Annotated in this window: 10 protein-coding genes; 8 read left to right on the top strand and 2 right to left on the bottom strand. The window is 65.5% G+C overall.

Features of this window, described 5'->3' with window-relative positions; all coding sequences use genetic code 11:
• Window positions 1-2 precede the first annotated feature (2 nt).
• From rfaE1 to AC0L2O_RS19695, 5 genes are all read left to right on the top strand, one after another.
• Complete coding sequence (gene rfaE1 / locus AC0L2O_RS19675) at window positions 3-1487, top strand: D-glycero-beta-D-manno-heptose-7-phosphate kinase (RefSeq protein ID WP_473370912.1); 1485 nt, start codon at window positions 3-5, stop codon at window positions 1485-1487.
• Window positions 1484-2770, top strand: a complete 1287-nt coding sequence (locus tag AC0L2O_RS19680; protein ID WP_473370862.1) for an O-antigen ligase family protein — start codon at window positions 1484-1486, stop codon at window positions 2768-2770. The genes rfaE1 and AC0L2O_RS19680 overlap by 4 nt, the downstream gene beginning before the upstream one ends.
• Window positions 2771-2942: 172 nt before the next feature.
• Window positions 2943-4856 (top strand): SDR family NAD(P)-dependent oxidoreductase, encoded by a 1914-nt coding sequence (locus AC0L2O_RS19685; RefSeq protein WP_473370863.1) that lies wholly within the window; start codon window positions 2943-2945, stop codon window positions 4854-4856.
• Window positions 4857-4858: 2 nt separating this feature from the next.
• Window positions 4859-6079 carry a glycosyltransferase family 4 protein gene (locus tag AC0L2O_RS19690; protein WP_473370864.1) on the top strand — a complete coding sequence of 407 codons (1221 nt, stop codon included), beginning with the start codon at window positions 4859-4861 and terminating at the stop codon, window positions 6077-6079.
• The gene (locus tag AC0L2O_RS19695) at window positions 6076-7023 is read left to right on the top strand and encodes an NAD-dependent epimerase/dehydratase family protein (RefSeq protein ID WP_369726712.1); all 948 of its coding nucleotides are present in this window, start codon (window positions 6076-6078) and stop codon (window positions 7021-7023) included. The genes AC0L2O_RS19690 and AC0L2O_RS19695 overlap by 4 nt, the downstream gene beginning before the upstream one ends.
• Here AC0L2O_RS19695 and AC0L2O_RS19700 read toward each other — a convergent pair.
• Window positions 7011-8018, bottom strand: a complete 1008-nt coding sequence (locus AC0L2O_RS19700) for an MraY family glycosyltransferase (RefSeq protein ID WP_369722599.1) — start codon at window positions 8016-8018, stop codon at window positions 7011-7013. The two genes, AC0L2O_RS19695 and AC0L2O_RS19700, sit on opposite strands and share 13 nt — an antisense overlap.
• On the bottom strand, window positions 8015-8974 hold the full coding sequence (locus AC0L2O_RS19705; RefSeq protein WP_369722600.1) for a lysylphosphatidylglycerol synthase transmembrane domain-containing protein: 960 nt from the start codon (window positions 8972-8974) through the stop codon (window positions 8015-8017). Before AC0L2O_RS19705 ends, AC0L2O_RS19700 begins: the two co-directional genes overlap by 4 nt.
• 203 nt (window positions 8975-9177) lie before the next feature.
• Here AC0L2O_RS19705 and AC0L2O_RS19710 point away from each other — a divergent pair, with 203 nt between their 5' ends.
• From AC0L2O_RS19710 to AC0L2O_RS19720, 3 genes are all read left to right on the top strand, one after another.
• Entirely contained in the window at window positions 9178-10167 is a 990-nt protein-coding gene (locus AC0L2O_RS19710; RefSeq protein WP_473370865.1) for an SDR family NAD(P)-dependent oxidoreductase, read from the top strand.
• Window positions 10168-10174: 7 nt separating this feature from the next.
• Window positions 10175-11587 (top strand): mannose-1-phosphate guanylyltransferase/mannose-6-phosphate isomerase, encoded by a 1413-nt coding sequence (locus AC0L2O_RS19715; RefSeq protein ID WP_473370866.1) that lies wholly within the window; start codon window positions 10175-10177, stop codon window positions 11585-11587.
• Window positions 11588-11768: 181 nt separating this feature from the next.
• Window positions 11769-12776 (top strand): Gfo/Idh/MocA family oxidoreductase, encoded by a 1008-nt coding sequence (locus tag AC0L2O_RS19720; RefSeq protein WP_409188034.1) that lies wholly within the window; start codon window positions 11769-11771, stop codon window positions 12774-12776.
• The last annotated feature ends 12 nt before the right edge of the window (window positions 12777-12788 follow it).

Genomic DNA, 12788 nt, shown 5'->3' on the forward strand with positions numbered 1-12788 from the left:
TGATGCCGACGCCCATTCTCGATTTCGATGCACTCGCGCAAGACTTCACGCGCCGCACGGTGCTGTGCATCGGCGACATCATGCTGGACGAGTTCGTGTATGGCGACGTGTCGCGGATTTCACCGGAAGCGCCGACGCCGGTGATCAGCGCCCAGCGCAGCGAAATCCATATCGGCGGTGCGGGGAATGTCGCGCGCAATATCGCCTCCCTCGGCGCGCGCTGCGTCTTTGTCGGCCTCGTCGGCGACGATGAGCCGGGCAGGCGGCTCGCGGCCGCGCTTGCCGACCAGGCCGACATCGAAAACCTGCTGGTCTGCGATCCGTCGCGGCCGACCACGCGAAAAGTGCGCTTCGTCTCCGAGCATTTTTCCACGCACATGCTGCGCGCGGACTGGGAGCAGGCGGCGCCTGCTTCCGATGCCGTCGAGACCAGGCTGATCGAGACGATCCTGCCGCAGATCGCGCGCGCCGACGTCGTGCTGCTGTCCGACTATGCCAAGGGTGTGCTGACCGCGCGCGTGATCCGCCACACCATCGACGCCGCGCGAAAACTCGGCAAGCCCGTGATCGTCGATCCCAAGAGCCTGAACTGGGCAATCTATCGCGGCGCCACGCTGCTCACGCCCAACCGCAAGGAATTTTCGGAAGCCACCCGCAGCCGCGCCGACACGGTGCAGAGTATCGTCGCTGCCTCGGAAGACGTGATGCGGCTTGCCGATTGCGAGGCGATCCTCGTCACCCACGGCGAGCACGGCATGACGCTGGTGCCGCGCAACGGCGAGGCCGTCCACGTTCCCGCCTTTCCGGTCAAGGTGCGCGACGTGTCCGGCGCCGGCGACACTGTCGCCGCCGCGCTCGCGGTCTCGCTCGCGGCGGGCGCGCACTGGGACACCGCGTTGCGGATCGCAAATGCGGCAGCCGCCGTTGCGGTCGGCAAGCAGGGCACGGCGAGCGTGAGCGCTGCCGAGCTGCGGCGGAAGATCTTGCCGCACGCCTATCTCGCGGCCGAGGAGAAGATCGTGCTCGAGGCCGGAGCACTCGATGCGCAGCTTGCGGAATGGCGCAGGCTGGGCTTGCGGGTCGGCTTCACCAATGGCTGTTTCGACATCCTGCATCCCGGCCATGTCAAGGTGTTGACCGCGGCGCGCGCCGCTTGCGATCGCCTGATCGTGGGGCTCAACAGCGACGCTTCGGTGCGGCGCCTGAAAGGCGCGGACCGTCCGGTCCAGGACGAGCGCGCGCGGGCCGAAGTGCTGGCGGCGCTCGAAGCGGTCGATCTCGTCGTCATCTTCGAGGAGGACACGCCGATCGAACTGATCACCCGGATCAAGCCGAGTGCGCTGGTCAAGGGCGGCGACTACACCCGCGAGCAGGTGGTCGGCTACGAGGTCGTCGAGGCCGCAGGCGGCAGCGTCGTGCTGGTCGACATTCTCCAGGGCTTCAGCACGACGGCGCTGGTTCATCGCGCGCGGGGAGATGGCAAGTGACGATGCTGGCCCGCGAGACCACCGGTCAGATGCTGTGGCAGCGTCTGCGCAGTCCGGCGGCCTGGGGCGAGACGGTCGACCTGTTCGCGATCCTGACCGCGGCGTCGCTGCCCTGGTCAACCTCGCTTGCGGGCATATTCAACGCGCTCATGCTGCTCTGCATGGTGCCGTTCCTCGACGTTCGCGAGTTCCTGCAATCACTCAAACGTCCGATCTGCGCCGCGCCGATCGCGCTGGTCCTGCTCGCGCTGGTGGGGACATTGTGGTCGGACGCGGCCTGGGGCGCGCGCTTTTACGCGGTCAATCCCACCGTCAAGCTGCTGATGCTTCCGGCTCTGCTGTTTCACTTCACGCGGTCGCGGCGCGGGCATTGGGTGTTCGTCGCCTTCCTGGCGTCCTGCGCACTGTTGTCGGTGATGTCGTGGCTGGTCGCCTTTTACCCCAACCTCGCGCTCAAGACCGATCCCGCCGAACGCGGCATCTTCGTCAAGAACTACATCGACCAAAGCCAGGAGTTCACCCTGTGCGCGGTCGCGCTGGCCTATCCGATCGTGATGCTGCTGCGCCAGAAGCGCTACTGGATCGCCGGTTTGCTCACGGCGCTGGCACTCAGCTTCTTCGTCAACATGGCTTTCGTGGTGGTGTCGCGCACCGCGCTCGTTACCATCCCGATCCTGTTCGGCGTGTTCGCGCTGCTGCACCTGAGATGGCGCAGTATCGCGATCATCTCCGTCGCTCTGCTTGCGGGCGCCGCTGTCGCCTGGCAGGCCTCGCCGCAGCTGCGCAAGACCGCCGACACGTTCGTGAGCGACTACACCCGCTACAAGGAAAGGGGCGAGCCGACCTCGGCCGGCTTGCGGCTGGAATTCTGGCGAAAGTCCCTCGGCTTCTTCGCGGAGGCGCCGATCATGGGGCACGGCACCGGCTCGACGCGCGGATTGTTCGAGCGCGTCGCAACCCCCGGCGGTCAGTACCGGGCCTCCGCCGAGGTGATCGGCAACCCGCATAACCAGACGCTGAACGTTGCCGTGCAATGGGGCATCATCGGCGTCGTCGTCCTCTATGCGATCTGGATTCTGCACCTTCGGCTGTTTCGCGGCGATGGACTTGCCAACTGGGTCGGTCTGCTGGTCGTGGCGCAGAACATCTTCACCTCGCTGTTCAACTCCCATCTGTTCGACTTCCACGAGGGCTGGATGTACGTCCTCGGCGTCGGCGTCGCCGGCGGCATGGTGATCCGGGCTCAACTGGCCGAGACGAAGCTGGGGGAAGCAGGTTCCTGAACGGCCGCGGCTGGCAAGTCTGTTGTTGGCAAGTCTGTTGCTGGCAAGTCTCTTGCTGGCAAGTCTTTTTCGAGCAAGTCTTGTGATGGCAAGTCTTGTGCTGGCAACTCCCGTCGAGATGGGTTATCAGCGCGGTCAGGTTGCAACTCACGGGATATTCATCGGTCGGCGGATGAGGCGTCTTTCGCATCTTACCTCGCGCAATTATCTGATCGCGCTCCACGACCTGCTGGCGACCACGGCGGCGCTGTTCGTAGCGTTTTACCTGCGTTTCGAGGGCGGTGAGGGCTTCTACGACCGCTTGCCGCTGCTGCTGCAGATCCTGCCCTACTTCCTCGCCTTCAGCGTGGTCGTGTTCTTCATCTTCAACCTGACCACGACGAAATGGCGCTTCATCTCGCTGCCGGACGCGCTGAACATCATCCGCGTCGCAAGCGTGCTGACGGTTGCGCTCCTCGCGCTCGACTACATCTTCGTCGCCCCCAACGTTCGCGGCGCCTTCTTTCTCGGCAAGGTCACGATCGTTCTCTACTGGTTCCTTGAAATCTCCTTTCTCAGCGCCTTGCGCATGACCTATCGCTACTTCCGCTATACGCGGGTGCGACGCCGTGCCAGGACCACGGATGCCGCGCCGACGCTGCTGATCGGCCGTGCCGCGGACGCCGAGGTGCTGCTGCGCGGCATCGAAAGCGGCGCGATCAAGCGCATCTGGCCGGTCGGCGTGCTGTCGCCGTCGCACTCCGATCGCGGCCAGTCGATCCGCAACGTGCCGGTGCTGGGCGGCATCGACGACATCGAGGACGTCATCGCCGACTTCGCCAAGCGCAACAAGGCGATCGCACGCATCGTGATGACACCGTCGGCGTTCGAGCCGGAGGCTCATCCGGAATCGATCCTGATGCGGGCGCGCAAGCTCGGGGTGATCGTCAATCGCATGCCCTCGCTCGAGAGCGGCGATACGCCGCGGCTGACGGCCGTGGCGGTCGAGGACCTGCTGCTGCGCCCGAGCGAGATCATCGACTATGCGCGCCTCGAAGCGCTGATCAAGGGCAAGGCGGTGATCGTCACCGGCGGCGGCGGCTCGATCGGCTCCGAGATCTGCGAGCGTGTCGTCGCCTTCGGCGCCGCGCGCCTCCTGATCGTGGAAAATTCCGAGCCGGCGCTGTACGCGGTCACCGAGGCGCTCGCGGCGCATGGCGCGGCTGCCGCGATCGAAGGCCGGATCGCCGACATCCGCGATCGCGAGCGCATCATGCGCCTGATGGCCGAGTTCAAACCGGATATCGTGTTCCATGCCGCCGCCCTCAAGCATGTGCCGATCCTGGAGCGCGACTGGAGCGAGGGCGTCAAGACCAACATCTTCGGTTCGATCAACGTGGCCGATGCCGCGCACAATGCCGGCGCCGAAGCCATGGTGATGATCTCCACCGACAAGGCGATCGAGCCGGTGTCGATGCTCGGCCTGACCAAGCGCTTCGCCGAGATGTACTGCCAGGCGCTCGACCATGATCTTGCGGCGGGTCACGGCGGCGCCAAGCCGCCGATGCGGCTGATCTCGGTCCGGTTCGGCAATGTGCTGGCCTCGAACGGCTCGGTGGTGCCGAAATTCAAGGCCCAGATCGACGCCGGCGGCCCGGTGACGGTGACGCATCCCGACATGGTCCGCTACTTCATGACCATCCGCGAGGCCTGCGATCTCGTCATCACGGCGGCAACGCACGCGCTCGGTACACAGCGTCCGGACGTCTCGGTCTACGTGCTCAATATGGGCCAGCCGGTGAAGATCGTCGATCTCGCCGAGCGCATGATCCGCCTCTCCGGCCTGCAGCCCGGCTACGACATCGAGATCGTGTTCACCGGCATGCGGCCGGGTGAGCGCCTGCATGAGATCCTGTTCGCGTCCGAGGAGCCCACCCGCGAGATCGGCGTTGCCGGCATCATGGCTGCGCAGCCGAACGAGCCGCCGATGCAGACCCTGCGCAAATGGATCACGGCGCTCGAGCAGGCGATCGCACGGGACGATCGGGCGACCATCAGAACCATCCTGAAGGATGCGGTCCCTGAATTCGGGTCGACCGCGGCCTGATCATGCAGTCTCGAGGCAAGATCGTGGTCGCGAGCCAGCATTACCCGCCGGATCCGAGCACGACCGCGGCGATCATGGCCGAGATCGCCTGCCGCCTCGCTGCCGACCACGACGTGGTCGTGCTGTCGGGCTCACCCGGCACGCTGCCGGTTTCGCAGACCGGTCCGGGCAAGCCGCGCGTCGTTGCTGTCAGGAACCGGATGGCGGAGAAGGCGGCACTGGTGCAACGCGGTCTGTCCGAACTGCTGTTCGTGCTGCGCACCTTCTTTGCGCTGATGCGGGAGCTTCGGCGAGGTGACGTCGCGCTCACCGTCACCGCGCCGTTCATGCTGCCTTACGCGGTGGCGGCGGCGGCAAGGCTCAGGGGCGCGCGCTCGGCGCTGATCATGCACGATCTTTTTCCGGACGTGCTGGTGATGGCCGGGCTGCTGAAGCCCGGTTCGATCGTGGCGAGGACGATGCGCGCCGCCAACGGCCTGATGTTCCGCGCCCTCAACGCCGTCATCACGATCGGCCGCGATGCCGAGCGGCCGCTGCTGAGCTATTCCGGCATGACCCGGAACAAGATCCGCTTCATCCCGAACTGGGCGACGCTCGTGCCGGCGCCGCGGCCGGTGACGCCGGACAATCCGTTCCGCAAGTCGCTCGCGGCCCGCTTCATTGTCGGCCTGTCGGGCAATCTCGGCTTCACCCATGATCCGGGGATCGTGTTCGAGGCGGCGCGCTTGCTCAAGGACGAGCCGGATATTCACTTCCTGCTCTCCGGCTGGGGCATCGGCTTCGAGCGGCTGAAGCAGTTGCAGGCGGCTTTGAGCCTGCCCAACGTTTCCTTCGTGGCGCGGGTCGAGGATTCCGAGCTCGAGCGGTTTCTGGCTGCGGCCAATCTCTGGATCATTCCGTACCGGAAAGACGTCGCGGGGGTGTCGGTGCCGAGCCGTTTCTATAATCTGCTGGCGGTCGGGCGTCCGGTCGTGCTGGTCTCCGAGCCGCAGGCCGAAGCTGCCTTGACGGTCGTGGAGAACCGGCTGGGTTGGGTCGTGACGCCGGGCCGCGCCGATCAGCTCGCCGAGGCCATCCGTGCCGCGTCCCGTTCCGACAACACCGGCATTGCGGAGCGTGCCGTGAAGGCGGCATCGAAGTTCGATCGCGCCGTCGCGATGAACGCCTATGCCGCGCTGGCAGACGAACTGCTGCGCAACCCGGACCTCAGGGAGCAACGATGAGCGAGAACAAGCCGGTCGTGCTGGTGACGGGAGCGAGCGGCTTTCTCGGCCGTCACGTTGTGCCTGCGCTGATGCGTGCGGGATGGTCGGTCCGCCGCGCGGTCCGCAACCCGGAAGGCCTCGCCGACGAGGTCGTGATCGAGACGATCGGCCCCGACACCGATTGGCAGGCCGCGCTCGACGGCGTCGATGCCGTGGTCCATCTCGCCGCGCGCGTGCATCACAAGTACGAGGAGCATGCGGTCCAGCTCTATCGCAACGTCAACATCGCCGGCACGCTGCATTTGGCGCGCGGCGCCGCCGCGGCCGGCGCGCGCCAGTTCATCTTCATCAGCACGGTTCTCGTGCATGGCCGCAGCAATGAGGGCCGCGCCCCGTTCAGCGAGGACGACATCCTCACGCCGCGCGGTCTCTACGGCATGTCCAAGGCCGCAGCCGAGGCCGGACTGCGGACGCTCGCGCGCGACAGCGACATGAAGATCTCGGTGATCAGGCCGCCGCTGGTCTACGGCGCGGGCGCCAGAGGCAATTTTGCGCTGCTGACGCGCGCGGTGGACCTTGGACTGCCGCTGCCCTTCGCCGCAATCCGCAACCACCGCGCCTTCCTGGCCGTGCAGAATCTCTCGTCCTTCATGCTGCGCCGGCTCTCCCACCCCGATTCCACGAGCAATTTCGAGATATTTCTGGTGGCCGACGGAGAGCAGGTCTCGACCCCCGAATTCATTGAGCGTCTCGCCAAGGCATCCGGTAGGAGCTCGCGGCTGTTCGGCGTGTCGCCGGAGCTGTTGAGCCGGCTTCTCTGCGCGATCGGCCGGCAGGAGATGCATGACAGCCTGATCGGTTCGCTCGAGCTCAACGTTTCCAAGGCTCTCGCAACCGGATGGCAGCCGCAGGTCTCCCTCGATGAGGGCTTGCGGCTCGCTCTGTCGGCTCAGGACGCCTGAGGGCGGGAGAATCGCATCAGCACGTAGCCGATCGCAAACGCGCCTGCCAGCAGCGCAACCAGCGTGATCGCCAATGAGCCGGCGCGTACGGTGGCAATGGCAAGGCCCGCGAGCACGACATTGAGCGCGAACACCGCGCCGATCACGCGGGGGACCGTGAAGCCGTTGTCGGTGGCGCGCTGGTAGAAATGCGAACGGTGCGCTGACCAGAATGGTTCGCGCCTTGCGATGCGACGGACCAGCGTGACGGTGGAATCGACGAGGTAGTAGGCTGGCAGCAGCAGCGCCGCCGCCGGCTGCCGATGCCAGGCAAGCTCGAGCAGGCACCAGCCGAGCAGAAGCCCGATCGGCAGGCTGCCGACATCGCCCAGGAAAACCTTTGCGGCCGGCTTGTTGAAAGGCGCAAAGCCGAGCATGGCGCCGCACAGCGCCGCGGCGACCAGCGCGGCCGGCCGGGACAATTCGCCGAGCCATCCCAGCAGCAGCAGCGCCGCCGTGACCGGCACCACTTCGGCCACCGTCATCAGGTCGAGCCCGTCCATGAAGTTCACGAGGTTCACGAACCATATTCCGGCGAGCAGGATCACGCCGCGCTCCAGCGCAAGCGGCAATGCCGGCACGATGCGCGCGGTCTCTGGCGCGGTGAACACGACGGTGCCGACCGCTGCGGCTTGCAGCACGAGCCGCACCAGCACCGGAAGCGACTTGATGTCGTCGGCAAATCCGACCAGCGCGATCGCGACCGTCGCGCCCACCAGTGCCGGCGGGATCGCAACATCTGCGAAACTACCCCAGGCCGATGCGACCAGCAGAGTCGCCGAGATCACCGCGATGCCCGCGCCTTGCGGGGTCGGAATGCGATGCGAGGATCGCGCGTTGGGCCGCGCCAGCGCGTAGCGCTGGAGCAGGGGGCGGCTGGTCCAGGTGATGAGCGCCGAAATCAGCGCGGCGATCGCAAGGGCAAGCAGCGACGGCACGACGGCGAGGGTGCTCACTCCGGCACCCCGAGCGGGGCCGATCCTTGCGCGGCTTTCTCCGCGCTGAGGATCCAGACCAGGCCGCCGAACGCGCCGACGATGAAGAAGACCGCGCCGAACAGCAGCGAGACGTTGACGCCTTCGGTGGCGGCGAGTCCCGCGAAGCCGAAGGCCAGGCCCATGGTGGCCTCACGCACGCCCCAGCCGGCGATCGAGATCGGCATCAGGGTGATCAGCATGACCGGCGGCACCAGCAGGAAGACCTGGCCGAAGCTGACTGGAGCGGCGATAGACTGCACCACGCACCAGGCGATGACGACGGCCAGCACGTGAATGGCCAGCGACAGGATCGCGATGATCGGTCCGCGCTGGGCGTTGAAGATCACACGGTTCGCGATCACCGCGCAGGCGTGGAGGTGATGGGTCGCCCACCAGGTTTTCAGCCATGGCCATTTCAGCGCGCCGAACACCAGGAAGCCGAGGCCGCCCGCGAGCGCCGCAAGGTCGAGGAGCAGCAGCGCCGAACGCCCATTCGGATCGGTGATGAGGGCGTAACTCCAGGGCAGGCTCGCGACAATGATGATGGCGAGCGCGATCAGGCCGATCGCGCGGTCGACGAAGATCGAATAGGTCGCCGCGCGCCATCCCGCGCCGGCGCGCGCAACCAGCCACAGCCGGACCGCGTCGCCGCCGATTGCCGACGGCAGGGTCTGGTTGAAGAATGCGCCGATCACGTTGTAGCGCATCGCGCGGCCGAGCTCGAGCGGCGCGCCGCATGCGGAGCTGATCTCGCGCCAGCGCAGCACGCCGACGAAGATTTGCAGGAATGTGACCGCGATCGCCATCGCAATCCAGAACAGGCTGTTCGCGGTGAAGCGCGAAAACAGTTCGGTCAGATCGACCTTGCGCAACGCCAGGTACAGCAGCGCCGCGGAAATCAGGATCTTGGCCGTCGACAACAGGATTCGGCGCATCTCGCCCGCATGAACAGGGTTTGCGAAGATTTGAGGCAACCCGACGCGAGGCGTCGAATTCGGCCGCTTTGGTATGGTTTTGGCGCCGATCTTGCAATAGCTGTCGTGAAGGGGAGCCAAGCGAACTGCAGCGGAGCTATTGCGGCCCCCGCGATGCGGCGGGTAAACAGGCGGTACAGGCTGAGGCGGCTGTTGGGAACAGGATGACGGATCAGGCGATTTTGGTCACGGGAGCCGCGGGCTTCATCGGCTTTCACGTCGCCCGGCAACTGCTCGCCGAAGGCCGGGCCGTCGTCGGGCTCGATAATCTCAACAGCTATTACGATCCGGCGCTGAAACAGGCCCGCCTGGAACTGCTGCGTGCCGATTCCCGGTTTTCGTTCGTCAAGGCCGATCTCGCCGATCGCGAGACCATCGCGGCGCTGTTCGCGCGGCATGGATTTTCAGAGGTCGTGCATCTCGCCGCGCAGGCCGGCGTGCGCTACTCGATCGAGCAGCCGCAGACCTACGTCGAGTCCAATCTCCAGGGCTTTCTCAACGTGCTCGAGGGCTGCCGCAACAACGGCTGCCGTCATCTCGTTTACGCCTCGTCGTCCTCGGTTTATGGCGCCAACGCCAAGCTGCCATTTGCCGTGCAGGACCGCACAGATCATCCGGTCAGCTTCTACGCTGCGACCAAGAAGGCGAACGAGGTGATGGCGCAGTCCTACAGCCATCTGTATCGGCTGCCGGTCACGGGGCTGCGCTTCTTTACCATCTACGGCCCGTGGGGCCGGCCCGACATGGCCATGTTTCTGTTCGTGAACGCCATCATCGCGGGCAAGCCGATCCGGCTCTTTAACCATGGCAAAATGCGTCGCGACTTCACCTATATTGGCGACGTCACCCGCGTGGTATCCAAACTGATTGATCTGGTGCCCGCGGATGACCCGGCTGCCGCAAATGCGCCGTCTAAGCTCTATAATATCGGTAATCACCATCCGGAAGAGCTGATGCATGTCGTCGGACTTCTGGAACACGAGCTGGGTCGGACGGCGGTCAAAGAATTGCTGCCGATGCAGCCGGGAGATGTCCTGGAAACGTTCGCGGATGTCGAGGATCTGATGCGCGACACCGGCTTTGCACCGTCAACGCCGATCGCGCACGGGATTCATAATTTTGTCACCTGGTATCGCGACTATTTCAAGGTTTGAAATGACGATGGACAAACGCATCATCCCCCTGATCATGTGCGGCGGTGCCGGCACGCGGCTGTGGCCGGCTTCGCGCGAGGTACGCCCCAAGCAATTCCTGCCGCTGTTCGGCACGCGCTCGACCTTTCAGGACACGCTCTCGCGCGTCTCCGATCCCTCGCTATTCGATCGTCCGATCGTCATCACCAATGCGGCCTATCGCTTCATGGTGCTGGAGCAGCTGGCCGAGATCGGCATCGAGGCCGACGTGATCCTCGAGCCGATGCGGCGTGACTCCGGGCCGGCGATTGCCGCGGGCGCGGTGTTCGCGCAGAACCGCGCCAAGGACGCGATCGTGCTCGCGCTCGCCGCCGACCACGTGGTGCAGGACAATGCCGCCTTCGTCGCCGCCTGCCGCGAAGGCCTTGTTGCGGCCAAGGCCGAGCGCATCGTCACCTTCGGCGTCAAGCCGGAGCGGCCGGCGACCGAATACGGCTATATCAGCCCGGGCGAATTGATCTCGGGCGAAGTGCACGCGGTCGCGCGCTTCGTCGAGAAGCCCGATGCGGTGAAGGCCGCCGACTACGTCAATTCGGGCTATCTCTGGAACAGCGGCAACTTCATGTTTCCCGCGACCCTGCTGCTCGATGAATATCGCAAAGTGGATGCGGCGAGCGTGCAGGCGATCTCCGATGCGGTCACCAATGCCGGCCGCGATCTCGGCTTCGTGACGCTGGAGCCGCAGGCGTTTGGCGCGGCGAAGGCGATCTCGATCGACTATGCGGTGATGGAAAAGACATCGCGCGCAGCAGTGGTGCCGGTGTCCTGCGGCTGGTCCGACGTCGGCTCCTGGCACGCGGTGTGGGAATTGTCGGACAAGGACGGGCACGGCAACGCCGCGCACGGCACTGCGGTGTTCGAGGATTCGCGCAACTGCAACGTCACCAGCGATTCCGCGCTGGTAGCGCTCGAAGGCGTCGACGATCTCATCGTGGTGGCGACCGCCGATGCGGTGCTGGTCTCGCGCCAGAAGGATGCCAACGGCCTGAAGCGGCTGGTGACCAGGCTCAAGACAATCGCGCCGAAGGTCACCGAGGAGCACCTCAAGGTGCATCGGCCCTGGGGCAGCTATCAGTCCGTCGACAACGGCGAGCGCCACCAGGTCAAGCGCATCGTAGTCAAGCCGGGCGGGCGGCTGTCGCTGCAGAAGCATCATCATCGCGCCGAGCACTGGATCGTGGTCCGCGGCGCGGCCCGTGTCACCGTCAACGAGACCGTCAAGACGGTGCACGAGAACGAGTCGATCTACATCCCGATGGGCGCGGTGCATCGGATGGAGAACCCCGGTAAAATCATGCTGGAATTGATCGAGGTCCAGACCGGCTCCTATCTCGGGGAAGACGACATCATCCGGATTGAAGACGACTATCAAAGGTCGTAACCAGCCAACTCCGAATCACGCGATCCGGGCCAGGAGGCGCTGCCTTTTGGCGCTAAGGCCCGGGGAACGTGTAATTTTTTGAATCAAATCGTGTCCTGTCGGTTCGGCCGGCATTCGCCACAAATGTGGCGACCGTGCTAGAAGCGGCCCGGGGATTTGCGGTGAATCGGGGTTCGATCAGATGAGTTCCAAAGTGTCTGCACCGGCAAAAGCCGGCTTGCGAGTCGGTGTCATTGGCGCGGGCGTGATGGGCAGCAACCACGCGCGCGTGCTCGCGGGGCTTCCCGGCGTCAGCCTCGTCGGTGTGGTCGATCCGTCGCCGGCGCATCTGGCGCGCACCGCGGAGCTCGCCAACTGCCGGGGTTTTGAGACGCTCGACCAGCTCATCGCCGAAGGCGTCGATGCCGTCACCATCGCGGCGCCAACTCATCTGCATCACGAGGTCGCACTCGCCTGCATCGCCAGGAACATCCACGTGCTGGTCGAGAAGCCGATCGCCTCCACCGTGGCCGAGGGCCGCGAGATCGTCGCCGCCGCCCAAAAGGCCGGCGTCACGTTGATGGTCGGCCATGTCGAGCGGTTCAATCCGGCGGTCGCCGCGGTCAAGCAGGCGATCGCGGGCGAGGACATTCTCTCGATCGCGATCACGCGCGTGGGTCCGTTCCCGCCGCGCATGTCCAATGTCGGCGTCGTCATCGATCTCGCCGTGCACGACATCGACCTGATCCGCTGGTTCACCGAATCCGACATCGTCGAGGTGCAGCCGCAATTGTCCAGCGCGGTGGCCGAGCGCGAGGACATCGCGCTGTTGCAGTTCCGCACGGCTTCCGGCGTGCTCGCCCATATCAACACCAACTGGCTGACACCGTTCAAGGCGCGTAGCGTCACGGTGGCGACCCGCGGCAAATACGTGATGGGCGATCTTCTCACGCGCCAGGTCACCGAATGCTTCGGCTTCAAGCCGGACGGCAGCTATTCGATGCGGCATCTGCCGGTCGGGCACGACGAGCCGCTGCGCGCCGAGCTGATCGCGTTCCTCAAGGCCGTGCGCCATGGCGAGATCCCGGCGGTGACCGGAGACGAGGGTGTCGCCAGCCTCGAGATCGCGACGCAGTGCCTCGAAACACCGGCGCGGCCCGCGGCCAATTCGTCGGCGGCCCGCAAGGGCCCGCGCCGCGTCGCCGGCTGATCCTCCTCCATG

It is taken from the genome of Bradyrhizobium sp. Kon10 (assembly GCF_055807395.1).